Origin of the sequence: Alicycliphilus denitrificans (assembly GCF_044792555.1) — a bacterium.
Taxonomy (GTDB): Bacteria; Pseudomonadota; Gammaproteobacteria; order Burkholderiales; family Burkholderiaceae_C; genus Alicycliphilus; species Alicycliphilus denitrificans_A.
The window spans coordinates 2,209,257-2,235,381 of sequence record NZ_CP126238.1 but is presented as its reverse complement, the minus strand read 5'-3'; the positions used below and the strand labels follow the sequence as shown (position 1 = coordinate 2,235,381).

The 26,125-nt window shown below is 65.2% G+C and carries 26 protein-coding genes, 1 tRNA gene and 4 pseudogenes; 20 read left to right on the top strand and 11 right to left on the bottom strand.

The annotated features are described in order from the left end of the window. Nucleotides 1-19: 19 nt before the first annotated feature. The 17 genes and pseudogenes from P7644_RS10605 to P7644_RS10525 all read left to right on the top strand — a co-directional run bounded on the left by P7644_RS10605 (nucleotide 20) and on the right by P7644_RS10525 (nucleotide 14,096). Nucleotides 20-1,018 carry a diguanylate cyclase gene (locus P7644_RS10605; protein ID WP_404298935.1) on the top strand — a complete coding sequence of 333 codons (999 nt, stop codon included), beginning with the start codon at nucleotides 20-22 and terminating at the stop codon, nucleotides 1,016-1,018. Between the two features lie 256 nt (nucleotides 1,019-1,274). Next, nucleotides 1,275-1,640, top strand: coding sequence for a response regulator (locus tag P7644_RS10600; RefSeq protein ID WP_404298932.1), 366 nt, complete (start codon nucleotides 1,275-1,277; stop codon nucleotides 1,638-1,640). 5 nt (nucleotides 1,641-1,645) lie between these two features. Continuing rightward, entirely contained in the window at nucleotides 1,646-2,923 is a 1,278-nt protein-coding gene (locus tag P7644_RS10595) for a methyl-accepting chemotaxis protein (protein ID WP_404298930.1), read from the top strand. A gap of 22 nt (nucleotides 2,924-2,945) precedes the next feature. Continuing rightward, entirely contained in the window at nucleotides 2,946-3,263 is a 318-nt protein-coding gene (locus tag P7644_RS10590) for a lipid asymmetry maintenance protein MlaB (protein ID WP_404298928.1), read from the top strand. Between the two features lie 12 nt (nucleotides 3,264-3,275). Next, on the top strand, nucleotides 3,276-5,534 hold the full coding sequence (locus tag P7644_RS10585; protein WP_404298926.1) for a chemotaxis protein CheA: 2,259 nt from the start codon (nucleotides 3,276-3,278) through the stop codon (nucleotides 5,532-5,534). Nucleotides 5,535-5,544: 10 nt separating this feature from the next. Further along, a complete protein-coding gene (locus P7644_RS10580) occupies nucleotides 5,545-7,740 on the top strand; it encodes a methyl-accepting chemotaxis protein (RefSeq protein WP_404298924.1) in 2,196 nt (731 codons plus the stop codon). 31 nt (nucleotides 7,741-7,771) lie between these two features. Then, nucleotides 7,772-8,326, top strand: a complete 555-nt coding sequence (locus P7644_RS10575; protein WP_404298922.1) for a chemotaxis protein CheW — start codon at nucleotides 7,772-7,774, stop codon at nucleotides 8,324-8,326. 104 nt (nucleotides 8,327-8,430) lie between these two features. Continuing rightward, nucleotides 8,431-9,258: a CheR family methyltransferase gene (locus P7644_RS10570; RefSeq protein WP_404298920.1), complete on the top strand. Its 828-nt coding sequence runs from the start codon at nucleotides 8,431-8,433 to the stop codon at nucleotides 9,256-9,258. Nucleotides 9,259-9,263: 5 nt separating this feature from the next. Further along, nucleotides 9,264-10,334 (top strand): chemotaxis response regulator protein-glutamate methylesterase, encoded by a 1,071-nt coding sequence (locus P7644_RS10565; RefSeq protein WP_404303176.1) that lies wholly within the window; start codon nucleotides 9,264-9,266, stop codon nucleotides 10,332-10,334. Continuing rightward, nucleotides 10,324-10,965 (top strand): chemotaxis protein CheD, encoded by a 642-nt coding sequence (locus P7644_RS10560; protein WP_404298918.1) that lies wholly within the window; start codon nucleotides 10,324-10,326, stop codon nucleotides 10,963-10,965. The genes P7644_RS10565 and P7644_RS10560 overlap by 11 nt, the downstream gene beginning before the upstream one ends. Before the next feature lie 19 nt (nucleotides 10,966-10,984). Continuing rightward, a pseudogene (locus P7644_RS10555) lies at nucleotides 10,985-11,305 on the top strand (nucleotidyl transferase AbiEii/AbiGii toxin family protein); the annotation flags it as partial. Nucleotides 11,306-11,432: 127 nt separating this feature from the next. Continuing rightward, the gene (locus tag P7644_RS10550) at nucleotides 11,433-11,885 is read left to right on the top strand and encodes a pyridoxamine 5'-phosphate oxidase family protein (protein WP_404298916.1); all 453 of its coding nucleotides are present in this window, start codon (nucleotides 11,433-11,435) and stop codon (nucleotides 11,883-11,885) included. 228 nt (nucleotides 11,886-12,113) lie between these two features. After that, nucleotides 12,114-12,206, top strand: a pseudogene (locus P7644_RS10545) (hypothetical protein); the annotation flags it as partial. A 42-nt stretch (nucleotides 12,207-12,248) separates the two neighbouring features. Further along, on the top strand, nucleotides 12,249-12,464 hold the full coding sequence (locus tag P7644_RS10540) for a hypothetical protein (protein WP_404298915.1): 216 nt from the start codon (nucleotides 12,249-12,251) through the stop codon (nucleotides 12,462-12,464). 410 nt (nucleotides 12,465-12,874) lie between these two features. After that, nucleotides 12,875-13,168 (top strand): RNA recognition motif domain-containing protein, encoded by a 294-nt coding sequence (locus P7644_RS10535; RefSeq protein WP_404298913.1) that lies wholly within the window; start codon nucleotides 12,875-12,877, stop codon nucleotides 13,166-13,168. 250 nt (nucleotides 13,169-13,418) lie between these two features. Next, nucleotides 13,419-13,628 carry a hypothetical protein gene (locus P7644_RS10530; RefSeq protein WP_404298911.1) on the top strand — a complete coding sequence of 70 codons (210 nt, stop codon included), beginning with the start codon at nucleotides 13,419-13,421 and terminating at the stop codon, nucleotides 13,626-13,628. 117 nt (nucleotides 13,629-13,745) lie between these two features. Then, entirely contained in the window at nucleotides 13,746-14,096 is a 351-nt protein-coding gene (locus P7644_RS10525) for an RNA recognition motif domain-containing protein (RefSeq protein WP_404298910.1), read from the top strand. On the opposite strand, the gene P7644_RS10520 is transcribed toward P7644_RS10525, so the two are convergent. Further along, nucleotides 14,090-14,236: a hypothetical protein gene (locus tag P7644_RS10520; RefSeq protein ID WP_404298908.1), complete on the bottom strand. Its 147-nt coding sequence runs from the start codon at nucleotides 14,234-14,236 to the stop codon at nucleotides 14,090-14,092. The two genes, P7644_RS10525 and P7644_RS10520, sit on opposite strands and share 7 nt — an antisense overlap. A gap of 34 nt (nucleotides 14,237-14,270) precedes the next feature. Here P7644_RS10520 and P7644_RS10515 point away from each other — a divergent pair. Together P7644_RS10515 and P7644_RS10510 are read left to right on the top strand one after the other, a co-directional pair. After that, nucleotides 14,271-14,495: pseudogene (locus P7644_RS10515) on the top strand (IS110 family transposase); the annotation flags it as partial. A gap of 12 nt (nucleotides 14,496-14,507) precedes the next feature. Further along, nucleotides 14,508-14,714 (top strand): annotated as a pseudogene (locus P7644_RS10510) (IS3 family transposase); the annotation flags it as partial. Here the strand turns inward: P7644_RS10510 and P7644_RS10505 are convergent. The 6 genes from P7644_RS10505 to tolB form a co-directional block, all read right to left on the bottom strand. Then, nucleotides 14,656-14,988, bottom strand: coding sequence for an RNA-directed DNA polymerase (Reverse transcriptase) (locus P7644_RS10505; protein WP_404298906.1), 333 nt, complete (start codon nucleotides 14,986-14,988; stop codon nucleotides 14,656-14,658). The pseudogene P7644_RS10510 and the gene P7644_RS10505 sit on opposite strands and share 59 nt — an antisense overlap. A gap of 516 nt (nucleotides 14,989-15,504) precedes the next feature. After that, nucleotides 15,505-15,580, bottom strand: a tRNA-Lys gene (locus P7644_RS10500). A 33-nt stretch (nucleotides 15,581-15,613) separates the two neighbouring features. Beyond that, nucleotides 15,614-16,393 (bottom strand): ThiF family adenylyltransferase, encoded by a 780-nt coding sequence (locus tag P7644_RS10495; RefSeq protein WP_404303175.1) that lies wholly within the window; start codon nucleotides 16,391-16,393, stop codon nucleotides 15,614-15,616. Nucleotides 16,394-16,398: 5 nt separating this feature from the next. After that, nucleotides 16,399-17,187, bottom strand: coding sequence for a tol-pal system protein YbgF (gene ybgF / locus P7644_RS10490; RefSeq protein ID WP_404298904.1), 789 nt, complete (start codon nucleotides 17,185-17,187; stop codon nucleotides 16,399-16,401). Next, complete coding sequence (gene pal / locus P7644_RS10485; protein WP_404298902.1) at nucleotides 17,187-17,732, bottom strand: peptidoglycan-associated lipoprotein Pal; 546 nt, start codon at nucleotides 17,730-17,732, stop codon at nucleotides 17,187-17,189. Before pal ends, ybgF begins: the two co-directional genes overlap by 1 nt. A 40-nt stretch (nucleotides 17,733-17,772) precedes the next feature. Beyond that, the gene (tolB, locus tag P7644_RS10480; RefSeq protein ID WP_404298900.1) at nucleotides 17,773-19,104 is read right to left on the bottom strand and encodes a Tol-Pal system beta propeller repeat protein TolB; all 1,332 of its coding nucleotides are present in this window, start codon (nucleotides 19,102-19,104) and stop codon (nucleotides 17,773-17,775) included. A 133-nt stretch (nucleotides 19,105-19,237) separates the two neighbouring features. Here tolB and msbA point away from each other — a divergent pair, with 133 nt between their 5' ends. Next, on the top strand, nucleotides 19,238-21,010 hold the full coding sequence (gene msbA / locus P7644_RS10475; RefSeq protein ID WP_404298897.1) for a lipid A export permease/ATP-binding protein MsbA: 1,773 nt from the start codon (nucleotides 19,238-19,240) through the stop codon (nucleotides 21,008-21,010). A gap of 160 nt (nucleotides 21,011-21,170) precedes the next feature. Here the strand turns inward: msbA and P7644_RS10470 are convergent, their stop codons facing one another. The 4 genes from P7644_RS10470 to P7644_RS10455 are packed head-to-tail and all read right to left on the bottom strand — an operon-like array spanning nucleotide 21,171 to nucleotide 26,109. Further along, a complete protein-coding gene (locus P7644_RS10470; RefSeq protein ID WP_404298895.1) occupies nucleotides 21,171-22,898 on the bottom strand; it encodes an acetyl/propionyl/methylcrotonyl-CoA carboxylase subunit alpha in 1,728 nt (575 codons plus the stop codon). Nucleotides 22,899-22,903: 5 nt separating this feature from the next. Beyond that, entirely contained in the window at nucleotides 22,904-24,508 is a 1,605-nt protein-coding gene (gene pxpB / locus P7644_RS10465) for a 5-oxoprolinase subunit PxpB (protein ID WP_404298894.1), read from the bottom strand. 7 nt (nucleotides 24,509-24,515) lie between these two features. After that, nucleotides 24,516-25,328: a putative hydro-lyase gene (locus P7644_RS10460; protein ID WP_404298892.1), complete on the bottom strand. Its 813-nt coding sequence runs from the start codon at nucleotides 25,326-25,328 to the stop codon at nucleotides 24,516-24,518. A gap of 22 nt (nucleotides 25,329-25,350) precedes the next feature. Beyond that, on the bottom strand, nucleotides 25,351-26,109 hold the full coding sequence (locus P7644_RS10455) for a LamB/YcsF family protein (protein WP_404298890.1): 759 nt from the start codon (nucleotides 26,107-26,109) through the stop codon (nucleotides 25,351-25,353). Nucleotides 26,110-26,125: the final 16 nt, after the last annotated feature.

Below are 26,125 nucleotides of genomic sequence, written 5' to 3'. Positions count from 1 at the left end.
AACCACGGAGCACCACCCGATGAAACCCCTGCTGCGCAACCTGGCCGAAATGACCGCCCACCGCGATCATCTGCGGCTGGAGGTATCGGTGCTGTCCACGCTCCTCAAGCTGGGGCACATCGTGCAGGTGCGGGCCCTGGAGCTGTTCACGCAGGATCGGGACACCATGCTGCGGCCGCGCTGCTGGAGTGAGAACGGACAGATCATCTCCAGCGAGCATGACGCTGCCGCAGACCCCCGGCGCATGCCGCTGGCGCAGGAGCCCGGGCTGGCGCAATGCATCGCCACCGGCGGGGAAAGCGCCCAGCGATCGGAGCCCCATCGCCACACCCTGTGGCTGCCGGTATGGCTGGCAGGCCAGGCCAGCACCTGCCTGGAGGTCACCCAGTCGCGCGCCTTCACGCAGCACCAGCGCGACGTGATCATGGGCGTGTTCCTCGTCTACCAGAATTACCAAAGCCTGCTGGACTACAGCGAACGCGACGCGCTCACCGGCCTGCTCAATCGCAAGACCTTCGAGGAACAGTATGCGCGCCAGGCCGACAGTGCCGCGGACGAAGGCACAGGCGCGCCACGCCAGTGGCTGGCGGTGATCGACATCGATTATTTCAAGTCGGTCAACGACCGCTTTGGCCACCTGTATGGCGACGAGGTGCTGATCCTGGTGGCCAATCTGCTGCGCTCGCAGTTTCGCAGCCAGGACCGCATCTTCCGCTTTGGCGGCGAGGAATTCGTGGTGCTGCTGCGCTGCGTCACGCTGGCCCAGACACGCCAGGTGCTGGAACGCCTGCGCGCGGCCATCCAGGCGCACGCGTTCCCGCAGATTGGCCACATCACGGTGAGCATAGGCTGTGCGGCCACGCAGCAGGGCTCGCCCGTAGAGGCGCTGGGGCGCGCCGACCAGGCGCTCTATTACGCCAAGGAACATGGGCGCAACCAGGTCTGCTTCTACGACGACCTGCGGATCAGTGGCGCGCTGCAGGCCCGCGTGACCCACGACGAAGTAGAGCTGTTCTAAACCCGCTTGCCGTAGCCTCCCGCCATCGTCAGGATGGATCAACGCAGCCGCACAGATGCGGTGAAAACCGTCCAAACGCTTACGGAGCAATCGTATGCCGCTATATTTTTAGCGTCAATTCCGATGACGATGATCTCGTTCACCGGACCTGAAAAGCGGGTTTCCCCTGCTATGATGAGCCGCAATTTCAACATTTTGTAAAAGCCAATATGTTCATGTTGCAGCCTCTTCGCACGGCCTTTGAAGAGGGTCCGCTATGAAAACGATCATGCTGGTGGACGATTCCGCCACCCTGCTGTTGTCTGTCTCCAGCATTTTGGGCAAGGCTGGCTACAAGGTCGAAAAAGCCGCCAGCGCCGAAGAGGGCTTGAGAAAATTTGCCACCCGTCTGCCGGTGGATTTGCTCATCACCGACTTGAACATGCCCGGAATGAACGGCATCGAGTTCATCAAAGAGGTGCGCAAGCTGGCGCCGTACCGCTTCATGCCCATCTTGTTCCAGACCACCGAATCACAGCAGGCCAAACGCATGGAGGCCAAGGCGGCCGGGGCCTCGGGCTGGCTGGTCAAGCCGGTGACGGCCACCGACCTGCTCAACACCATCAAGCTGGTGATGAGGTAATCGCCATGGACGACGCGGTCCAGGTGCGCCGGCTGGCGCTGGTGCTGGCGGTGGTGACGCTGGGCATGGCCGCCAGCGTCTATTTTTTAAACGAATGGTTTGAGCGGCAATTGTTACCGCTCTTGGGCTTTTCAAGCCCTGTGGGGGCAGCGGTTGGCACCGCCGTGATCGTCGTGGTCTCGTTTGCCGCGCAGCGCCTGGTGGCGATGGTGCTTTATCGCAACTGGCGTCTGGGGGTGGAGACGCGCGCGGCCGCCGCACGGCGCGTGGGCAAGGAGCTGGAGCATATTCCCCAGTTCAATGCCGTGGTGCGTACGCAACTGGGCTCGGTGGTGCAAGAAACCGAGAAGGCTTCGTTTGACATCATCGCTCGGCTGAGTGACATCGACAGCGTGGTCGAGCGGCTCAACGAGCTTGTCGAGCGCAACAACCAGGCTTCGATCGGCATCATCGACGCCTCAGGGGAGCGCATCGCACACAACCAGCGCCTGATCGAACAACTGGAGCGCTACATCGCCCAGCGGGTGCGCGATGCCGAGGCCGAACAGCAACGCTCCCAGCAATTTGCCGAACAAGGGCGCGGGTTGGGCAGCCTGGTGGCCCTGATCCGCGATATTGCGTTCCAGATCAATTTGCTTGCGCTCAATGCCGCCATTGAGGCGGCACGCGTGGGCGAGGCGGGGCGTGGCTTTGCCGTGGTGGCGGGCGAGGTGCGCAGGCTCGCCCAGGATACTGACCGGGCGGTGGGCCAGATCAACGACGGCATACAGAGCGTGGTTGAGGCGATCGAGCAGCAGTACCAGCACAGGCTTCAGCACAACGACATCGAGGCCGAGCGCGCCGCATTGCACAGCTTTTCTGCCCAACTGGGCGAGCTGGGGCGCAGTTACCAGGAGATGGCGCATAACGACGCCCAGGTGATGCGGCAAATCCACGAATCGAGCCAGCAATTGACGGCGATGTTCATGGACATGCTGGCCAGCGTGCAATTCCAGGACGTGACGCGCCAGCAGATCGAGCATGTGATGGCTGCGCTGACCCGGCTCGACAGCCATGCCCAGCAGCTCGCCGACCACCTGCAGGATCTGGGCGATTCAGGACAAGAGCTGCGCCCGCTGTCCGAGCAGCTCGATGAGATCTACAGCGGCTATGTCATGCATACCCAGCGCAGCGACCACCGCAGCGCCGTGCGCGATGCGGACGCAGGCCTGGCGCCATCGGCCGCCAAGGCCCCGGCAATGCCGGCCGCCCCCGGCGGCGAACCCAAGATTGAGCTTTTTTGATCCCGCTGACAGGAATTGCGCCATGACGGACATCAGCTTGCACACCCCTGCACCGGGCCTGCAGCGCCTGGTATTGCAGGGGCCGTTGACGATTTACGACGCCAGTGACCTGAAAACCCGGCTGCTCGATGGGCTGCAAGACGGGCAGGTGATCGAGCTGGACCTGGCGCAGGTACCTGAAATCGACACCTCTGGCGTGCAATTGCTGCTCTTGCTGGAGCGTGAGGTGCAGCGCCTGGGCGGGCGGCTGCACATCACGGCCGTGAGCGGCGCCGTGCGCGAGGTGCTTGATTTTTGCCGCCTGGGCGCCCGTTTCGGGTTGGCCCAAAACGGAAGTTGAAAGGGAGGGGCCATGGAAGAGATTTTCGCCGTCTTCATCCAGGAGGCGCGTGAGCAGCTCACCGCCATGGAGGATGGCCTGCTGCGCATGGAGCAAGGCGACACCGAGGCCGACCTGCTCAACGCCATCTTTCGTGCCGCGCACACCATCAAGGGCGCCTCGGGCGTGGTCGAGCTGCACCACATCGAGCGCTTTACCCATGTGCTGGAAAACCTGCTCGACCGGCTGCGCAACGGCGAGCTGGCGGTCAGCAGCGAGATGATCACCCTGCTGCTGCAGGGCTGTGACCATATTGGCAGCTTGCTGGGCATCGTCGAGCAGGGAAACACCGAGGAAGACCCCGTGCTGGCACGGGCCGGCCAAGGGCTGGCCGATGGTTTGCGCGCCTTCGGCAGCCAAGGCGGCACGGCGGCACACGGCAGCGCAGATCCCGGCGTCGTCCAGCCAGGCCCTGCCGCGGGCGAAGGCAATGACGATGGTGCGGGCGCTGCAGCCGCCGCGGATGGCTGGCATATCTCCATCCGCTTCGGCCCGAATGTGCTGAAGCTGGGCATGGATCCGCTCAATTTCCTGCGCTACCTGCAGCAACTGGGCGAGGTGACGCACCTGACCACGCTGTCCGACGCCATGCCTGCTGCGCAGGAGATGGACGCCGAAGCGTGCTATCTGGGCTTTGAAATCACCTTGCACTCGCGTGCCGGCAAGGAGGAGATTGAAAACGTCTTCGCCTTTTGCCGTGATGACTGCGAGCTGCGCATCCTGCCGCCACACAGCAGGGTGGCCGACTACCTGCAGCTCATTGCCCAGTTGCCCGAAGAGCCGCTGCGCCTGGGCGAGATTTTGGTGCGCTCGGGCGCGCTCACGCGCGAAGAGCTCGACGCTGGGCTGCACCAGCAGCGCGATGCACAGGACAAGGTGGTGCACACGCCAGGCGCAACGGCCGCCCCGCCCTCTCCTCCCATTGGTGAAATCCTGGTCGAGCGCAAGGTGGTGCAGCCCGAAATCGTCGAGGCCGCCGCCGCACGCCAAAAGCAGGTGCAGGACAAGCGCAGCGCCGATGCGCGCCTGATCCGCGTACAGGCCGACAAGCTGGACCAGCTCATCGACCTGGTGGGCGAACTGGTGATTGCCGGCGCCTCGGCCAGCCTGCTGGCGCGCCGCAGCGGGCAAGGGCCGCTGATGGAGGCCACCTCGGTGCTCTCGCGCCTGGTGGAAAACATCCGCGACTCGGCACTGCAACTGCGCATGGTGCAAATTGGCGAGACCTTCAACCGCTTCAACCGCGTGGTGCGTGATACCGCGCGCGAGATCGGCAAGGACATCGAGCTGGTGATCTCCGGCGCCGAGACCGAGCTGGACAAGTCGGTGGTGGAGAAAATCGGTGACCCGCTCATGCACCTGGTGCGCAATGCCATGGACCACGGCATCGAGCTGCCCCAGGTGCGCACGGCCTTGGGCAAGCCCGCGCGCGGGCGGCTGGAGTTGAATGCTTTTCACGATTCGGGCAGCATCGTCATCGAGGTGTCCGACGACGGTGGCGGCATCAACGCCGAGCGCGTGCAGGCCAAGGCCATCGAGCGCGGCCTGATCCAGGCGGGCCACAGCCTGACGGAGCAGGAAATCGTCAACCTGGTGTTCGAGGCCGGTTTCTCCACGGCCGAGTCGGTGAGCAACCTCTCCGGGCGCGGTGTGGGCATGGATGTGGTCAAGCGCAACATCCAGGCGCTGCGCGGCAGTGTGGAGGTCAAGACCTGGGCGGGCCAGGGATCGCGCTTCACCATCCGCCTGCCCTTGACCCTGGCCATCATCGACGGCTTTCTCACGGCGGTGGGGCCGGCGTCTTACGTCATTCCACTGGATGCGGTCGTCGAATGCCTGGAGCTGCAGGCCCAGGACACGCGCGGGGCCATGCTGAATTTGCGCGGCGAGGTGCTGCCCTTCATTCGCCTGCGTGATTTCTTTGAAATCAAAGGCCAGCCGCCGGCCCGCGAAAACGTGGTCGTCATTGCGGCAGGCAACTACAAGGCGGGCATCGTCGTCGATCAGCTGCTGGGCGAATTCCAGACCGTCATCAAACCGCTGGGCCAGCTCTTTCGCCACCTGCGTGGCATTGGGGGGTCCACCATTTTGGGTTCGGGCGAGGTCGCCCTCATCCTGGATGTGCAGGCCTTGACCCACCTGGCGGCCCAGCGCGAAGAAAGCCGCCAGGTGCCCCCCGCCGCATCCCATGGCACCACCACCCCCGTCCAACCTTCATTTGCCACCCCATAGGAATAGAAAAATGAACAACCTCAAGATCGGCACCCGTCTGGGCATCGGCTTTGCCGTGACCTTGCTGCTGATGGTGGTCATTGCCGCCATCAGTTACACCCGCTTGGCCATCCTGGGCAATGAAGTGCAGGACATGGTGCATGACAAATTCCCCAAGGTGTTGCTGGCCAACGAAGTCTCCAGCGCCATCAACGTCGTTGCCCGGCAATTGCGCAATGCCCACATCATTCCTGATGCCGCGGAGAAGAAAAAAGCACTGGACCAGATCGAAGTGCAGCGCAAGATCATCGACACCGCGCTGAGTAAGCTCGACGCGACTATCCACAGCGACGCCGGCAAGGAAAAGCTCAAAACGCTGCACAACCAGCGCACGGCCTACCGTGCCCAGCAGGACCGGGCGATGGAGATGATCCGCCAGGGCGCCTCGTCAGAGCAGTTTGGCGCTCTCATTACCGGCGATCTGCGCACGACGCAGAGCCAGTACCTGGATGCGGTCGCCAGCCTGGTGCAGTTCCAGACCGAGCTGATGCAGCAATCCGGCAAGACTTCCGAGGCCACGGTCACAGGTGCCCAGACCTTGGTGCTGGGTCTGTCCACCGTGGCGATGCTGCTGGCGATGTTGCTGGGGTGGTTGATCACCCGCAGCATCACCCGCCCTGTGGGTGAGGCGGTCAAGATCGCTGAAAAAATCGCCGCTGGCGATTTCGCCATGCAGATCGACACCTCGGCGCGCGATGAGGTCGGCCAGGTGCTGCTTGCGCTGGACAAGGCGGTGCATGCCGTCAAGGCCATGAGCACGGAAGCGGGCCAGCTCGCCCAGGCCGCGGTGGAAGGCAAGCTTGCCACCCGCGCCGATGCCTCCAAGTACCATGGCGAATACCAAAAAATCGTCGCTGGCGTGAACGCCACGCTGGACGCGGTGATCGGCCCGCTGAACGTGGCGGCCAACTATGTGGACCGCATCTCCAAGGGCGACATCCCGGCCAAGATCACTGACTCCTACAACGGCGACTTCAACACCATCAAGCACAACCTCAACACCTGTATCGACGCGGTGAACAAGCTGGTGGCCGATGCGCGCATGCTGTCCGAAGCGGCCGTGGCCGGGCGCCTGGATACCCGCGCCGAGGCCTTTGGCCACCAGGGCGACTTCCGCAAGATCGTCGAGGGGGTGAACGAGACGCTGGACAACGTCGTCGGCCCGATCAACGACGTGCGCCGCGTGATGGCAGCGATGGAGCATGGCGACATGACCCAGACTATCAGCGCGCATTACAACGGCGACTTTGGCGCGCTCAAGCAGGCCATCAACAACACCATCGCCAAGCTGGCCGACACCATTGGCCAGATCAACGTCGCAGCCGATGCATTGAACAGCGCTGCCGGCCAGGTTTCGGCCACGGCGCAGTCGCTGAGCCAGTCTTCGTCCGAACAGGCGGCGTCGGTGGAGGAAACCACGGCCTCCATGGAGCAGATGACGGCCAGCATCAACCAGAACTCGGAAAACGCCAAGGTCACCGACCACATGGCGACCTCGGCGGCGCAGCAGGCGCAGGAGGGCGGCGTGGCGGTGAAGGAAACCGTCGAGGCCATGAAGCAGATTGCCGACAAGATCGGCATCATCGACGACATCGCCTACCAGACCAACCTGCTCGCGCTCAATGCCGCCATCGAGGCGGCGCGCGCCGGCGAACACGGCAAAGGCTTTGCCGTGGTGGCGGCCGAAGTGCGCAAGCTGGCCGAGCGCAGCCAGGTGGCGGCGCAGGAAATCGGCCAGGTGGCTTCGAGCTCGGTGAAACTGGCCGAGCAGGCGGGACAGTTGCTGAGTGAAATGGTGCCGGCGATCCGCAAGACCTCCGACCTGGTGCAGGAGATTGCCGCCTCCAGCCAGGAGCAAACCCAGGGCGTGGGCCAGATCAACGGCGCCATGGGCCAGCTCAACAAGGCGACGCAGCAAAACGCCTCGGCCTCCGAGGAACTGGCGGCGACCGCCGAGGAAATGGGCGGCCAGGCCGGGCAGCTCCAGGATTTGATGAGCTTTTTCGCCGTCGATGCCGCCGGACACGGGCATGGGCATGGCGGCAGCAGCGCTGGCACGGCACGCAAGCCTGCACGCCCAGTGCTGGCAGCGGCGCCGCGTTCGGTCGGCTACAGCAAGGCCTTGCCGGCGTTGACCGTGAATGAGCAGGACTTCGAGCGTTACTGACCCGACCGACACCAGCCCGAGGAACGACCCCATGCACCAGTCCAACCCGTCGCCGCGTGGCGCGGGTGCTGCCGCCCAGCTCAGACAGGGCGGCGACACCCACCAGTACCTCACGTTCACCGTCGGCAGCGAAATGTTCGCTGTCGGTATCTTGAACGTGAAGGAAATCATCGAGTACGACAACCTGACCGAAATCCCCATGATGCCCAGCTTCATCAGGGGAGTGATCAACCTGCGCGGCGCCGTGGTGCCGGTGATCGACCTGGGCGCACGCTTCAGCGGCAAGGTCTCCGCTGTCCAGCGGCGCACCTGCATCGTCATCGTCGAGGTGCAGCAAGATGACGAAAAACACGATATCGGCATCATGGTCGATGCCGTCTCCGAGGTGCTGGAGATCCCCGACACAGAGATCGAACCGGCTCCCTCCTTCGGCGCGCGCATTCGCGCCGACTTCATCGCCGGCATGGGCAAGGTGGCGGGCAAGTTCGTCATCATCCTGGCCATTCAACGCGTGCTGTCGGTCGATGAAATGGCGGTGCTGGCGCAGATCGGCCAGGGCCAGGCCGAGAGCGCGGACCGTGCATGAAGCAAGGCCGCCAATAGAGTTTTGATGAAAAACGGCTTACACCCTTATACGAAAAGCGCTGCAAGCTATTAAAGATATAGCTTTATTATTTCCCCCAATCCTGCATGGCCGACCTCAGCATTACCGACAAGGAGTTTGCGCGCTTTCAGGGCCTGATCTACGAGATCGCCGGCATCAGCCTGGCAGACTCCAAGAAGGTGCTGCTGGTGGGCCGCCTGGGCAAGCGTCTGCGCGCGCTGCAGCTCAAGAGTTTTGGCCAGTACCACGATGTGGTGGCAAGTGGCAAAGACCCGCAAGAGCGCCAGACCATGGTGGACTTGCTGACCACCAACGAGACCTATTTTTTCCGCGAGCAGGCGCATTTTGATTACTTGCGGGGCGCCATCGTGCCCCAGCACCCGCCGCGCCAGTCTTTTGACGTCTGGAGTGCGGCCGCCTCCACCGGCGAGGAGATCTATACCCTGGCCATGGTGCTGGCCGATTGCCTGGGGGTGGATGGCGCCTGGAGCATTTTGGGCTCGGACATCAGCACCCAGGTGCTGGCCACCGCAGAGCGCGGCCACTACTGGCTGGAGCGCACGCGCGGCCTGCCCACCGAGTACCTGCACAAATACTGCCTCAAGGGCGTACGCAGCCAGGAGGGGAGCTTTCTGATCGCCCCGGAACTGCGCCGCCACACCCGCTTCATGCAGATCAACCTCAACACCACGCTGCCCGACATCGGACGCTTTCATGTGGTGTTCCTGCGCAACGTGATGATTTATTTTGACAACGACACCAAGCGCGAAGTGGTGGCGCGCATCGTGCAAAAGCTCCATCCCGGGGGCTACCTGATCGTGGGCCATTCCGAGAGCCTGAACGGCATCAGCGACAAGGTAAAGCTCGTGCGACCGACCATCTACCGCCTGCCACCCGCGCCGGCAACAACGTGAGCGCCGTGGCCAAGATCAAGGTGATTGTGGTGGACGACTCCGCCGTGGTGCGCCAGGTCAACCGCGAGACGCTGGCGCGCGCGAGCGACATCGAGGTCATCGCCGTCTGCCCCGATCCTGTGGCGGCACTGGAGAAAATGCGCCAGCAGTGGCCCGACGTGATCGTCACCGACATCGAGATGCCGCGCATGGACGGCATCGCCTTCCTGAAAAAAATCATGGCCGAACGGCCCACGCCTACCGTGGTGTGCTCCTCGCTCACGCAAGAGGGCGCGGCCACCACCATGGAGGCGCTGGCCGCCGGGGCGCTGGCCATCATCACCAAGCCTGCGCTGGGCGTGAAGCAGTTTTTGCAGGATGCGGGCAACGACATCGTCGCCGCCGTGCGCGCCGCAGCACGCGCCAACATGGGGCATGTGCGCACCCAGGCACGTCCCAGGCTGGCAGTTGATGCCGTGCTGGCGGCGAAAAACCCTGCAGGCACCGGCAGCAGTGCCATGCACGACACCACTGACAAAGTGGTGGCCATAGGCACTTCCACCGGAGGCACGCAGGCGCTTGAAGCAGTGCTCACCCAACTGCCGCGCACCAGCACCGGCATCGTCGTGGTGCAGCACATGCCGGAAAAATTCACCGCCCTGTTTGCCCAGCGCCTGAACAGCCTGTGCGCCATGGAGGTACGCGAGGCGCAGGACGGCGACCGCGTGCTGCCCGGCAGGGTCTTGATCGCCCCGGGCGGGCGCCACATGCTGCTGCAGCGCAGCGGCGCACAGTACCTGGTGCAGGTGCGCGACGGCCCGGTGGTGAACCGGCACAAACCGTCGGTGGATGTGCTGTTTCGCTCCGTGGCGCAGGTGGCGGGGCGCAACGCGCTGGGCATCATCATGACCGGCATGGGCGACGACGGCGCGCATGGCATGAAGGAAATGCACAACGCCGGCGCGCTGACCGTGGCAGAAGACGAATCGACCTGCGTGGTCTTCGGCATGCCCAAGGTGGCGATCGAGATGGGCGGCGTGGCCAAGGTGGTGCCGCTCGATCGAATCGCCCAGGAGATCATTGCATATGGCCGTTGACCGAGCCATCCCGGTGTGCCCGGCACCCAAGGATCCGTCCCCCGCGGGCTCCACCGGGCGCGCCCTGGAGCGTGTGGCGCGGGTGATCAATCCTGGAGGCTGGGCGGTGGAGCGCGAGCGCCCCATCGCTACCTTGTTGGGCTCGTGCGTGGCCGTCTGTTTCTACGACCCGCAGTTGTGCCTGGCGGGCATGAACCATTTTTTGTTGCCCAGCGGCGGCCGCCGCAGTGGCGATGATGACGACACCGTGCTGCACGGCGACTATGCCATGGAGGTGCTGCGCAATGCCATGTACGCGCGCGGTGCCTCGCCCGCCCGCCTGGTGGCCAAGGCATTTGGCGGGGGCAATGTGGTCAACTCCATCCAGATGGCCATTGGTACGCGCAACGCCGAGTTTGCGCGCGAATGGCTGCAGCGCGAGGGTATCGCGCTGGTGGCCGCCGATTTCGGAGGCTCATGGTCGCGCAAGGTGGTGCTCGATCCGCTGACGGGTGATGCCTTTTGCCGCCGTACTGCCATCCACCGCCCCGAGGCAATTGCCATGGCGAACGCCGAGAACGCCTACGAAGAATCGCTGCTGGAGCGCGGCCACAGGCCAGCTGCGCAGGAAAAGAAAATCGAGCTTTTCTAATTGATCTGTCACCGCCCGCCAAATCGACGTTGGTTTCGGCGATGCCGTCACACCTGCGCCGGTGGATTCGGTCTATCCGGTATTGCTGGACGACCTGCCCGCGCCCCGGCTGTGGGCCTACCCAACGTACACGGACATCGCGGAAAAACTCCACGCCATCGCCCTGCTGGGCATGACCAATAGCCGCCTGAAAGACTACTTCGATCTGTCGGTGCTGCTGGAACGAGAAATCCTGGACACCGATCTCCTGGCCCAAGCGATCAAGGCCACCTTTGAGCAGCGCGGCATGGCTGTGCCCGATGCGCTGCCGATTGGGCTGTCGGACGAGTTCGCACACGACTGGTGATGTAACCTGCCAAATAGCGGGCTGGGGCCATGTCTTTGGCCCTTGCAAAGGCCAAGGGTGCACGTTTGAACAAGCGCACAATGTGTTCGGCTATTTCTGTTGGTGATCGAGGAGGCAACTCATGGACAACGAAATCAGACGGAAAATCCTGGCGCTGCTGGATCAGCACCGGATCATGACGGTTGCAACGCTGCGGCCGGATGGCTGGCCACAGGCAACGACGGTTGGCTACGTGAATGAGGGCCTGACCCTGTATTTCCTCTGCGGGCTGGACAGCCAGAAGGCAAAAAACCTGGCGCAGGATGATCGACTGTCACTGACGATTGATCACGACACTGCGGATTTGATGGCCATCACCGGCCTGTCCATGGCCGCACGCGCACAGGCGGTGACTGATCGCGCCGAAGCGGAGAAAGTCCTGCGCATGCTGCCGCTGAAATACCCCGAGGCGAAGCCGCTTCCAATGAAAATGCCGACCCCAGACGAGGTGCGGCTGTTCCGCGTAACGCCTTTGGTCATTTCTATCCTTGACTACTCCAAGGGCTTCGGGCACACGGATCTCATCACTTGCTGATTGCCCAATTCTCGGGGACTGACGCCCTCAACGGCTTCGATGTTCTGTGCCCCGGAGCGGTCTTATCTTGCTGATGGCGGCTACTGTTTAGGGTTGTGAGACACCTGCCCTAAGGTCGTCGCCGAACATCCCTCAGCGCCAGTCTCCGGGCAGGTATCTCACAACCCTAAACAGAAACGGAAACCGCTACGCGCTCTCACCACGACGGCTTCTGGCCGTTGCGCGACCATCCCAAAACGAATACGAAGGGACTTTCCTAGTCCAGCACTGATTTCCAGCGGCGGTAAGACCAGTCTCGGGAATATCACCAAACGTGGCGATGAGTACCTGCGGACCTTGTTGATTCAGGAGGCCAAGTCCGCTGTGAACACGGCTGCCAAGCGCAGTGATCGGCTCAGCCAGTGGCTGGTGCAATTCAAGGCCCGTGCGGGTTGGCAGAAAGCGGCCGTGGCGCTGGCCAACAAGAACGCCAGAATCCTGTGGTGCCTGATGACGCGGGAGACGACGTTTGACGCGGGCTATGTGCCCCCGAGGCCTGCGGCGCGCCAGAAACCGAACAGCGAGCTACAGCCAGCCTAACTTGACTCAGCTATCGGCCTCCTATGAAACCAGTTTGTGATGGTTGTTGGACGTGCGTTTGAAGATGCTCACCACAGGTCAGACCGGCAGCAGGTGAACTCGACTTTGGGTCCGTGGCAGGCAGGCGCCTGACCACTTGGTTTGACCAAAGCAGCGCGCCTCATCCCTTCCTGATTCCAGCTCCAAGCCGGCCATCGCGATGAAAGCGCGAACTTGCATTGCACGAAAGTTCATAACGTGCTAACCTGCGCGTTGCTGGACGTTCAATAGATCGTCGCTCTTCAGGTCTTACTTTCCCCTCCGGCGGATTTGCAGCCCGCCGCGTCGTTGTCTGAATCCCTCTCGATGTTCTCTGGCGTTGTGCACCGCACGGCATGTTGTTGCGCGGCCCCTTCCTCAATGGAGACATCATGGAAAACAAACTCTACGTGGGCAACCTGCCCTACTCCTTCAGCGACAACGACATGCAGCGCACTTTCGGTGCGTTCGGGTCGGTCAACAGCGCCAAGGTCATCATGGACCGCGACAGCGGTCGATCGAAGGGCTTCGGCTTTGTCGAGATGTCCACCGCCGCTGAAGCCAATGCCGCCGTCGAAGCCCTGCACGGGCAGGATCTGGGCGGCCGCGACATGGTCGTGAACGTCGCCAAGCCGATGGAGGCGCGTCCTCCCCGCGCTGGCGGCTACGGCGGCAATCGCTACTGATTCACTGGAGCGCAGTCTCAAGAGCGTGCTTGGCGCGCTCTGGTGGGTTGCAGAGAGAGAGTTCCTGACGGGGGCTCTCCATCCGAAACGCATGCTCATAGGCGGCAAGCCGAACGATGCTGCGTGCCTCTTGCGACCTTGGTCGCCCAGTTGGTCTGTCGAGCTGCAGCCAACCGAGTCCCTGATGCTCACGCAGGTTGATCCAAGCCTGCGGTCCTGAATGCACTAGATTTCACAGTCCGCTATATCCATGGGCCAGTACGTCGTTTCGCCCGCGACACACCCGACCGACTGCGGCCGCTTCCGCGCCTCCTTCTCGATCCATCGGTCACAGGGAAACGGCAGCTACTGCCGCGTATTCCGATTCGATAAAGCCTTCGCCTCGCGCGAAGCCGCCCGGATGTTTGCCGTCACCCAGGGCTGGCTGCAAACGTGTATGGTGCATCCCCCGGCGTGCTGATGGTCTGCTCGACGCAGATCCACGCCAGCCTTCCCCGTTGCGCCGGAATTCCGATCCGCATACCCGCTTCCCACGGTGCGCCCTACGTGGTGCGCCATCATTGAGAAAGGCTCTTCCATGAGCAGCAAAATCTACGTGGGCAACCTGCCCTACTCCGTGACCAATTCCATCCTGGAAAGCAACTTTGCCGAGTTCGGCAGCGTTTCGTCCGCCAAGGTCATGATGGACCGCGATACCGGCCGCTCCAAGGGCTTCGGTTTTGTGGAGATGGCGTCTGCGGACGTCGCCCAGGCCGCCATCAAAGCGCTGGACGGCATGTCCGTGGATGGACGCTCGATCGTCGTGAACCTGGCCCGTCCTCGTGAAGAAAGCCGTGGTTCGGCTGGCTACGGTGCGGCCGGTTTCAAGGCCCGAACGCGAGAGGACGTTGGCTATGGCAATGGCGGCTACGGCGGTGGCCGTTACTGACCCCAGTCGCTTCCAACGAAGAGCCGGCTCAGCCGGTTTTTTCGTTCGGACCAGGCGCTGACCTGGTCGATCGGCTGGTCAACGACCGCCACCCCTGCCACCCCCACCGTGCTGACCACCGACAAGGAGATGCCGAACACCGTCAACGTAGCGTGATTGGACGCTTACCGGAATAGACACCGGCTCAATCGTGGCGGCCAGAGACAGGCCAACAACGCGTTGTGGACCATCGCCATGGTCCGAATTCGAAGCGATGCGCGCACCCTGCAATACGTTGCCAGGCGCACCGCTGAAGGGCTGTCGAAAAAGGAAATCCATCGCTGTCTGAAGCGCTACATCGTTCGCGAGTTGTATCCGCTGATTCTGGAAGACCTCGCGGATTCGGTCGCCACCACTTGACATAGGAGCGTCAACGCACCGACCGAGAGCTTCTGGGGGCGACTGAAAAACGCCAGTGTTCATGGCCACAAATTCGCCACCAGAGAGCAGACCAAACAGGCAGTGATGGGCTGGATGGCTTTCTACAATCACCGCAGGCTGCATTCCACACTGGGCTATCTCAGCCCGATGCAGTTTGAGCAACGCTGGTACGAGGCACAGCGTAAAAAGGCCGTGTAAACCGTGGGCTAAGAGCTACACGAAACGAGGGCAAGGTCACCTGGCGGATTTCGGGCCAGCGCTGGCGTATGACCTGGGCGGTTTGCTCGATGTCGAGCCCGTCCACCCCGGCCGCGCCTTTGTTGGCCTTGACCCGCCTCCACGCCGTTTGCAGGTTCTGTCTCGCCAGCGCCGCCTGCAGCAGGCCACCAGTGCCCGCCTTCGGCTTTGCCGACCCTGTGCCCGGGTGTTCACTGGGCGGGCCGCTGGCTTCGTCGCTGATGAGATCGCGCATGGCTTAACCCTGCGCTACGCCCATCCGCCCGGGCTCGCCCGGCATCTGACGCATGGCCTTTGACATCCCTCGTGTCCTCGGTCACTCACTCTTGTTCGGTCCTTCGCTGTCGCCTTCTGGCTTCATCGGCCCCGGCCCCAGCTACTACGACCTCTGCTGACTTCTCGCTTGCGGCACAGCCGTCGCCCTTTCAGGCGCAAGGCGAGATCTCCCCAGGTAAGAACGCACACCTTCATCGCACAACCGCCGCATCTACGCCGCCTCGCCTTGGTCACAAGAGCTTTGCGGTTTCTTGCCCGCTCGCCCTGCTCGGCAACGCCTTCTATGCGGTTCTTGTCCATCGGCTCACGATTTACGCTCCACGCTTCCTTCCCACGCTCGGTCGCCCTCACGCAGCTGCGTTTCACTTTGCTCACTGTGACCAGCTCCCAGCGGGACTTGCACCTGCAGGTGTGCGCCCATGCTGGGCGCACAAAAAAAAGGGCCTAGCCTTGACGGCTAAGCCCTTGATATCTTTGGTAGGACGTACAAGATTCGAACTTGTGACCAACGGATTAAAAGTCCGCTGCTCTACCAACTGAGCTAACGTCCCACAGTCGCTGCTGATATGCAGCAAAGTCGGAGATTATAGCTTAATTTTTCCACTATGAACGGCTAGTTCATCTAATACCCAGCCGGCGGCGCACTGTCCAAACGTGGCTGTGACAGCTACCGAGGAGCCATAGCCATGGCAATTGAGCGTGCCGTCCCCTTCTTGCACTGCGCAGGATGCATGAGGCGGGGCGACGGCCTCTCTGCTGAAGACGCAAGCCACGCCGATGCGCTTGCCGTCGCGTGCCGCGCCGTACTCTCTGCGCAGGCGGTAGCGCAGTTGTGCCAGCAAGGGGTCGTGCGTGGTGCGGGCTAGATCGTCCACGTCCACCTTGTGCGCCGATCGCTTGCCGCCCGCCGCGCCCACGGCGATGAAGGAGGTGCGGGTGTGGAGGGCCCATGCGGCCATGGCCGTCTTGGCCCTGACCTGGTCGCATGCGTCGATGACGGCATCGACCGGAGCCTGCACGATGGCCGGCCAGTTAGTTGGCTCCACGAATTCCTCGATGCACTCGACCTGGCATTCGGGGTTGATCAGGGCAATGCGTGCGGCCATGGCCTGTACTTTGGCCTGGCCCAGCGTCGTGCCCAGGGCGTGGATCTGGCGATTGATGTTCGACTCGGCCACATGGTCCATGTCGATCAGGGTCAGGCGCCCCACGCCGCTACGTGCCAGGGCTTCGGCGGCCCAAGAGCCGACACCGCCGATGCCGATGACAGCAACATGGGCCGCGCGAATGCGCGCCGCGCCATCCACGCCAAACAACCTGGCCAAGCCACCGAAGCGCCGCTCCAGGTCGGCCGGTTCCTGCACTGTGCTCACTTCAGGCGCGCCAGGCGTTCCTTGGCGGCGGCGGCGGCCTCGGACTGGGGGTACACGCGCAGTAGATCTTCCAGCGTCTTGCGTGCGGCGCGGGTGTCCTTGAGTTCGATCTGGCAATTGGCGATGGATAGCGCCGCCTCGGGCGCGCGCGCATGGTCGGGCGTGGTCGCCAGCAGGCTCTTGAAACTGTCGATGGCTTCCTTGTACTCGCGCGTGGCGTACTGGGCGTTGCCAAGCCAGAAACGTGCGGACGGCACATAACCCGACTGCGGATGCTGGCGCACGAAGCTGCCGAACGCCGTGGCCGCCTCAGGGAATTTGCCCGAACGGAAGACCGCCAGGGCGGCCTCGAAGTCGCGTTTTTCCGCCGGATCTGCGCGGAATTCACGTCCGTCCACGGTCACGGCCACGGGCTCGAATTGGCGCAGGCGCTCATCCACGCCCTGGGCGATGTCCTTTTGCCGGCGCTGCAACTCGGCCACGTCGCGCTGCAGCTGCTCGTTTTGCCCGCGCAAGGCCGCCTGCTCGGTGCGCAGCGCCTCAATCTGCGTCTGCAGATCGAGCAGGCTGCGGCGCAGTTGCGACACATCGTCACCCGCGCGTTCACCCGCACGCTGGTTGGACTGCTGCAGGGCATCGACGCGCTGGCGCAGCTCCAAAATGGCGCGGCGCGCCTCATCGTCCCCAAACAGCGCATGGCTGGGCACGGCCCAGCAGGCGACAGCCGTGAAAACCGCCGCCGTCAGGGCACGCGAACGCTGGGGAAAAGACATGCGCGCAGCCATCAACGGTAGGACAGTTCGGCGCGGCGGTTTTGCGCAAATGCGCTCTCGCTGTGGCCTTGTGCGGCGGGCTTTTCCTTGCCGAAGCTCACGGCTTCCATCTGGGCATCGGACACGCCCAGCAGGGCCATGGAACGGCGCACGGCCTCGGCGCGCTTTTGGCCCAGGGCCAGGTTGTACTCGCGGCCACCGCGCTCGTCGGTGTGGCCTTCGATCATCACCTTGCGCGCGGACGAGGCCTTCAGGTAGCGCGCGTGGCCCTCCAGCACCGACTGGTACTCGGGCTTGACAACAAAGCTGTCGAAGTCGAAATAAATGATGCGTGCCACGCCGGCGGGACCGCCGACATCGCGGCCGGACTGGGTCAGGTCGACCGGTGCCACGCCGCTTTGGCCCGCTCCACCAGCACCGGCGCCACCGCCCAGCGTGGAGGTTGCGCCCTTGTCTTCCACCGGAACATCGTCGAGCTTGACGCCGGAGCTGCAGCCGGCCATGAGGGCGGCAATGGTGAGGGCAATGGAAACGCGTTTGATTTGAGTGTGCTTCATGGTGTTGTCCTGAGAAATGGGCGTTTGAAAATCTGAAAAATCATTGCTTTTGGAAAGGCCCCCAATCGGGCTCACGGATGTCTCCGCCCTGGCCGGCCAGTCGGGCCTTGATCTTGCCGTCCAGCGTGGTGGTCATCAGGGCCTCGCGGCCCTGCTGCTGGGTGGCGTACAGGATGAGCCGGCTGTTGGGCGCAAAGCTCGGGCTTTCGTCGGCGCTGGTATCAGTGAGGGGTGTGACGGTGCCTGACTTCAGGTCCATCACCTGCAGCTTGAAGGCGCCACCCACGCGCGAGATGTAGGCCAGCCACTGACCGTCGGGGCTGATGGCCGGCGAGATGTTGTAGGAGCCGTTGAAGGTGATGCGATCGGCGTTGCCGCCGCCAGCCGCCACGCGGTAGATCTGCGGCGAGCCGCCGCGGTCGCTCACGAAGTAGATGCTGCGCCCGTCGCTCGAGAATGCCGGCTCTGTGTCGATACCGCTGCTTTGCATCAGGCGGCGCGGCTCGCCGCCGTTGGCGTCGATGGTGTAGAGCTGAGAACCACCATCGCGGCTCAAGGTCACGGCCAGCGTGCGGCCATCGGGCGACCAGGCAGGGGCGCTGTTGGAGCCGCGGAAGTTGGCGATCAGCCGGCGCCTGCCGGTGGCCACCTCGTGCACGTAGACCACGGGCTTGCGCGATTCGAACGACACATAGGCCAGCTGCGCGCCCGTGGGCGACCAGGCCGGCGAGATGATGGGTTCGGGGCTCGACAGCGCCGACTGCGCATTCTCGCCATCCACGTCGGCCACCCACAGGCTGTAGCGTGCGCCCACCTTGGTGACATAGGCGATGCGTGTGGAGAAGATGCCGCGCTCGCCCGTCAGCTTCTCGTAGATGAAGTCCGAGATGCGGTGGGCTACCAGGCGCAGGTCGGCCTGGGTGACGACAAAGCTCTGCCCGCCCAGGTCCTGGCCCTTGACCACGTCCCAGAGGCGAAAGCGCACGTCGAAACGCCCATCGGCCAGGCGCGTGACGCTGCCGGTGCTCAAGGCGTCTGCCTTGCGCTGGCGCCACTGCGACAGGTCGGGGCGCGAGGTTTCATCCAGCGCCACGCCCGCGGCATCGACGCCGACGAAGCGGCCGCTGCGCTCCAGGTCGGCCTGCACGATGGCGGAGATTTTCTGCGGCGACTGCGCCTCGCCGCGCAGGGGTGCAATGGCAATCGGCAGCTGTGTCAGGCCCACGCCCGTGATCTCGACGCGAAACTGCGCAAGTGCAGGAATGCTGGCGCCGGCCGCCAGGGCCGCCACGGCGTGGCGCCGCGACAAGGGCGGCAGAGCCGTGCGAGGAAGGGAAGAAAGGGAGGAATAAGGAATGCGGTCAATAGTCATTGGCAACCGTCGAATAACCGTCAAACGACCGTCGAATACCGGTCAACACAAGCGGGCATGTTACACATAACGTAGCGCGCCATGTGACAAACTGTGCTGACCGGACATGGCCGAAACGTAAAATCCGCCCCTCATGCAAGACTTGAATCATAGCGCGCCCCAGACCGTCTCGCCGCAGTCGCTCCCGTTGCTGGCCCGGCTGCGGCGCCTGCACGCATACTTTGGCTACCAGCGCCTGGCCTGGTCCATGGCCTTATTGGGTACCGTGGTGGCGGCCATCACCGAGCCGCTGATTCCGGCGCTGCTCAAACCCTTGCTGGACCAGGGTTTCACGGAAGGATCGCTGCAACTGTGGATGGTTCCCGTGGCCATCATCGGTGTGTTCCTGGTGCGCGGCGTGGCTCAGTTCACCAGCCAGTATGCGCTGAGCCGCATCGCCAACGAGGGCATGCTGCGGCTGCGCACCGCCCTCTTCGAGCGCCTGCTGGCGGCCGACATGGGGCTGTTTCGGCGCCAGTCGGCCAGCACCCTTTCCAACACCGTGGTGTACGAGGTGCAGACCGGCTTCACCTCGCTGGTGCATGCGCTGATCGGCCTGTCGCGCGACGGCTTCACGCTGGTCGCGCTGCTGGCTTACCTGATCTACCTGAACTGGCAGCTCACGCTCATCGTGGCCGTGATGGTGCCGGGCGTGGCCTGGATCATGAAGACACTGTCGCGGCGCCTGTACAAGATCACCAAGAGCAGCCAGCAGGCCACCGACGACCTGGCCTATGTGGTGGAGGAAAACGTGCTGGCCCACCGCATGGTGCGCCTGCACGGCGCGCAGGCCGGGCAGAGCGAGCGCTTCAACACGCTCAGCCAGAAGCTGCGTCGCCTGGCTATCAAGTCCACGATCGCCTCGGCGGCCATGACGCCCACCACGCAGCTGCTGGCCGCGGGAGCCCTCTCCACCGTGATCTGCATCGCCCTGTGGCAAAGCCACGGCCATGGCGCCAAGGATGTGACGGTGGGTGGCTTCGCCTCCTTCATCGCCGCCATGCTGATGCTGATTGCCCCCATACGCCGCATGGCCGACGTGGCCAACCCCATCACGCGCGGTGTGGCGGCGCTGGAGCGCGGCCTGCTGCTGCTCAGCGATACGCCGGCGGAGACGGGTGGCACGCACGCGGTGGCACATGCCCGGGGCGCCATCAGCCTGCAGGGCGTGAGCGTATCTTTTGACAGCGAGCATGCGCCCGCCCTGAGCGACGTGAGCCTGGACATACGCCCCGGCGAGGTCGTGGCCCTGGTGGGCCCGTCGGGCGCGGGCAAGACGACCCTGGTAAACCTGCTGCCGCGCTTTGTCGCGCCCAGCAGCGGCCAGGTGCTGCTCGATGGTGTGCCGGCCGAGGACTGGAACCTGGACTGCCTGCGCGCGCAGTTCGCCATGGTGAGCCAGGATGTGGTGATGTTCAATGGCAGCATCGCCGCCAACGTCGCGCTGGGCGCGGCCATCGACGAGCAGCGCGTGCAGCGTTGCCTGGAGGCTGCCAACCTGGCCCAGTATGTGGGCGCCCTGCCCCAGGGGATGAAGACCGTGGTAGGGCACAACGCCACGCAGCTCTCGGGTGGCCAGCGCCAGCGGCTGGCGATTGCGCGCGCGCTGTACAAGGACGCGCCTATCCTGATCCTGGACGAGGCCACCTCGGCGCTCGATACCGAGTCCGAGCGCCTGGTGCAGGACGCCCTGCAGCGCCTGATGCGCGGCCGCACCACGCTGGTGATTGCGCACCGCCTGTCCACCATAGAGCATGCCGATCGCGTGGTGGTGATGGAGCGCGGGCGCATTGCTGAACAGGGCACGCATGCCGAACTGGTGGCCGCCGGCGGGCTGTTTGCGCGCCTGCAGGCGCACACCTCTTGATGCAAAAAACATAGCTGCCAGCGCTTGATACACAAGCGCTAACGCGAAAAACTCTTCAGGCTATGTCATTCCGGCGCATGCCGGAATCCAGAGGACGGTCACTGGACCAAGGCCCCGGATCGGAGTCCGGGGTGACGGGCTTCATTTGGCGGTGGTGCTATCAAACGATGCGAGCGATGCAGGCTCCCGCCGCCTGGTAGCTGCCCGCCGCCGCCTGCAACGCGATGCGGCCGGCGCGGTGCGCCATGACCTGCATCTCCATCTTCATGGCCTCCATGACGGCGATGACATCGCCCGCTTGCACCGCGTCGCCGTCCTGCACCTTCCAGGCGTGCAGGTTGCCGGCGATTGGCGCGGCGACGCTGGCGGCGTCCGCCTCGGCCTGGGCCGGTGCGGCGGCGGTGGCTGCGCCGCCAGCGCCCGCCAGGCCCTGCAGCAGCGCGGCCGGCAGGCCCAGCTGCATGCGACGCCCGTCGAGCTCTATGGCGCAGCGCAGCAGCGTGGCGTCGGGCTGGGGCTCGGCGCGCACGGCTGCCGCCAGGTCATTGGCGAAATCCGTCTCAATCCAGCGCGTGTGTACCTTGAAGCTATCCGTGCCGACGAAGTCCGCATGCGCCATGACGGCGCGGTGAAACGGCAGCACGCTGGCCACGCCCTCGATGTGGAACTCGGCCAGCGCCCGGCGCGCGCGCGCCAGCGCCTGCGCGCGCGTGGCGCCCGTCACGATAAGCTTGGCCATGAGCGAATCGAAAGTTCCGGGCACGGTCGATCCCGCTTGCACACCGCTGTCCACACGCACGCCGGGGCCCGAAGGCGCGTCGAAACGGTGCACCGGGCCCGGCGTGGGCAGAAAGCCGCGACCCACGTCCTCGGCATTGATGCGGAACTCGATGGCGTGGCCCAGCGGCGCGGGCGTGGCGGTGATGGACAGCGGCAGGCCGTCGGCCACGCGCAGCTGCTCCACCACCAGGTCCAGGCCCGTGGTTTGCTCGGTCACCGGGTGCTCGACCTGCAGCCGCGTGTTCACCTCCAGGAAGGAGATGGCGCCGTTACCCGAGAGCAAGAACTCCACCGTGCCCGCGCCGGCGTAGCCGACCTCGGCACAGATGTCGTGCGCGGCCTGGTGGATGCGCTGGCGCTGCGCGTCGGTGAGGAAGGGCGCGGGCGCCTCCTCCACCAGCTTCTGGTTGCGCCGCTGCAGCGAGCAGTCGCGCGTGCCCAGCACCACCACCTGGCCATGCAGGTCGCCGATGACCTGGGCCTCGATGTGGCGCGGCTTGTCCAGGAACTGCTCGACGAAGCATTCGCCGCGTCCGAAGGCCGCCGTGGCCTCGCGCACGGCGGAGGCGTAGAGTTCGGCCACCTCGTCCATGCGCCACGCGATCTTCATGCCGCGCCCGCCGCCGCCGAACGCGGCCTTGATGATGATGGGCAGGCCGTGCTGCTCGGCGAACTGCAGCACCTCATCGGCGTCCTTGACTGGCTCCTTGGTGCCCGCCACCAGCGGCGCGCCCACCTTGAGTGCGATCTTGCGCGCCTCCACCTTGTCGCCGAGGCGCGCAATCGCCTGGGGCGAGGGGCCGATCCAGATCAGGCCGGCGTCGATCACCGCCTGGGCGAAGGCGGCGCTCTCGGACAGGAAGCCGTAGCCCGGGTGCACGGCGTCGGCGCCGCTCTTGCGGGCGATGCCCAGCAGCTTCTCGATGTGCAGATAGGTGTCGGCGGGACGATCGCCGTCCAGGCCATAGGCCTCGTCGGACATGCGCGCGTGCAGGGCATCGATGTCGGCATCGGCGTAGACGGCGACGGACTGCACGCCGTAGTCACGGCAGGCGCGCACGATGCGCACGGCGATCTCGCCCCTGTTGGCAATCAGGACTTTTTTCATGGCATTCATGGGCAGGTGATGGCCTCGAAGGGCCGAATGGGGTTGAAGCGCACCCAGGCGTTCACGGGGATCTGCCCCGCGCGGTCCAAGTGGTAGGGCGCGACGCAGGCGATCACCGGATAGCCTCCGGTGAGCGGATGGTCGGCCAGGAACAACACCGGCTGGCCGCTCGCCGGCACCTGGATGGCGCCCGAGGGCGTGCCCTCGCTGGGCAGTTCCTGGGTGATGGCACGCACCAGGGGCCGCGCGCCGGCCAGGCGCAGGCCCACGCGGTTGGACTGGGGCGTGACCTGCCAGCGCTGGCTTGCCAGCAGCGCCATGGCCTCGGGCGTGAACCAGTCGGTGCGCGGGCCCGGCAGCACGTCCAGCACCACGTCCTCGCGCACGCTGGGCAGGTCGTCGGGCGGCAGTTCCGCGCTGCCGACGATGGCGCCCTGCGCCACCGGGCGCAGGGCGAGCACATCACCGGCGCTCAATGCGGGCGGCCCCACATGGGCCAGCGTGTCGGTGCTGTGGCTGCCCAGCACCGCCGGCACGTCGAACCCGCCGCGCGCGGCCACGTAGCAGCGCGTGCCCGCCGTGGGCTCGCCGATGGTCAGCACATCGCCATCGGCCAGCGCCACGGGCTGGTAGTGCGGCACGCTCCAGCGCGCGCCGCTGGCGGCGCTGAGCGTGAGCGGCGCATCGGCGCCCGTGACCGCCAGCACCGTGTCGCCATGGCTGCGCAGCTGCAGGCCGCCGTTCACCGTCTCCAGGCAGGCGCCATCGGAGGGGTTGCCCACGAGCCGGTTGGCCGCGCGGCACGCACCCTGGTCCAGCGCGCCCGAGGCCGAAACCCCCTGCCCCGCCAAACCCGGCCGGCCCCGGTCCTGCAGCAGCGTGAGCAGGCCGGGCGCGCGCACCTCGAGCGCCGGGCCGACCACCTCCGCCGGTGCGGCTGGTTCAACGTACTTTTGGCTTGCAACCCTTTCCAGCTCTGCGCGAGCAGCTATAGATAGAGTAGCAATATCGACAAAGCGCACGCGAAAGCCCGGCTGCAGCAGCGCGGGCACGGCGCGCGCGATGTCCCACATGGCCAGCGGCGTGGTGCCGATGATCTGCCAGCCCCCGGGGCTGGCCTGCGGGTACACGCCGCTGAACTGCCCCGCCAGGCCCACGCTGCCCGCCGGGATGCGCGTGCGCGGCGTGGCGCGGCGCGGCACATCCAGGCTTGCGTGGCCGCCCGAGAGGTAGGCAAAACCCGGCGCAAAGCCGACGAAGGCCACGTTGTACTCGCTGCCCGTATGGCGGCGCACCAGTTCCTCGGGCGTGATGCCCAGCAGCTGCGCCACCTCGGTCAGGTCCTCGCCGTCGTAGCGCACGGGGATTTCCACCAGCGTGGCGCCGCGCTGCACCTGCTGCGACAGGTCGCGCGCGCAAATAGCGCGCACCAGGGTGGCAACGCCGGTGGCGGAGGGGCAGAACTGCACGAGGATGGTGCGCGCGGCGGGCACCAGTTCCTCGACACCGGGCAGCGGCTCACGCTGCAGCGAAGCCAGCAGCGCCAGGGTCTGGTCCAGGTCGGCCAGCTCCACCAGCAGCGCGTTCAGTGAGACGGGTAAAAAACGCACGCTGGCCTCACACGTGGTAGCTGCTGTCGGGCACATCGGTGATGAACATGTAGCCCGGCGCATGCGTGACGGCAAACGGCACGCCCGAGGCCATCACCGCCGCCTGGGGCGTGACGCCGCAGGCCCAGAACACGGGAATTTCGCCGGGTTCGATGCGCACCGGGTCGCCAAAGTCGGGCCTGGCCAGGTCGGCAATGCCCAGCGCCGCCGGGTCGCCCACATGCACGGGCGCGCCATGCACCGAGGGAAAGCGCGCCGAGATGCTCACCGCATCGGCCACGCGGTGCGCGGGAATGGGCCGCATGGACACCACCATCTCGCCGTGCAGGCGCCCGGCCGGGCGGCATTGGCGATTCGTGCGGTACATGGGCACGTTGCAGCCGTCGGCGATGTGGCGCACCTCGATGCCGGCCTCCTGCAGCGGGGTCTCGAAGGTGAAGCTGCAGCCGATCAGAAACGTGACCAGGTCCGGGTGCTCGGCCCACAGGGCGGTCGCGTCCTGCACCTCCTCGGCCAGCCGGCCGTTGCGCCAGACGCGGTACAGCGGAATGTCGGTGCGGATATCGGCACCATCAGCCAGCAGGGTCTGGTGCGCGCCGGCCTCGATCACATCCAGCACCGGGCAAGGCTTGGGGTTGCGCTGCGCGTACAGCAGGAAGTCCCAGGCCCAGTCGCGCGGCAGGGCGATCATGTTGGCCTGGGTCATGCCGGGCGCGACGCCGGCCGTGGGCCGCACGCTGCCGGCGCGATAGGCAGCACGTGCCTGGTGCGCGGCGGCCACGGCGGCGGCGCGGGCCTGCTGCAATGCATTAGCTTGCATGGTGTTTGCTCCAGTCTCCATTTCACGCGAATGGGCGTACAACGACGCCATCGCTCTCCAGCGCCATGCGCACGGCGCGCGCCATCTCCACGGCGCCGGGGCTGTCGCCGTGCACGCAGATGGACTGCGCCTCCACGCGCGCCAGGCTGCCGTCCACGGCCTCGACCACGCCGTCGCGCACCAGGCGCAGCATGCGCTCGGCCACCAGGGCGCTGTCGTGCAGCACGGCGCCCTTCTCGCGGCGCGATACCAACTGGCCCTGCGGGGTGTAGGCGCGGTCGGCAAAGGCCTCGGCGATCACGCGCAGGCCGGCCGCCTGCGCCCAGCCCACCAGCGGCGAGCCCGCCAGCGCCACCAGGGCCAGGCTGGCATCCACCGCGCGGATGGCGGCGATCACGTCGCGCGCCTGGCGCTCGTCCTGCGCAATGGTGTTGTAGAGCGCGCCATGGGGCTTTACGTAGCGGATGCGCGTGCCGGCGGCGCGCGCCAGGCCCTGCAGCGCGCCGATCTGGTAGATCACGTCGGCCACCAGGTCGGGGCTGGCCACGTCCATGTTGCGCCGGCCAAAGCCCACCAGGTCCGGGTAGGCCACATGCGCGCCCACGGCCACGCCGCGCGCCTGCGCGGCCTTGAGCGTGGCGAGGATGCCCGCCGGGTCGCCCGCATGGAAGCCGCAGGCCACGTTGGCGCTGCTGACAATGTCCAGCATGGCGGCATCGTCGCCCATGCTCCAGGCGCCCAGGCTTTCGCCCAGGTCGCTGTTCAGATCCATCACAGACATGCTTATCTCCCGCTTT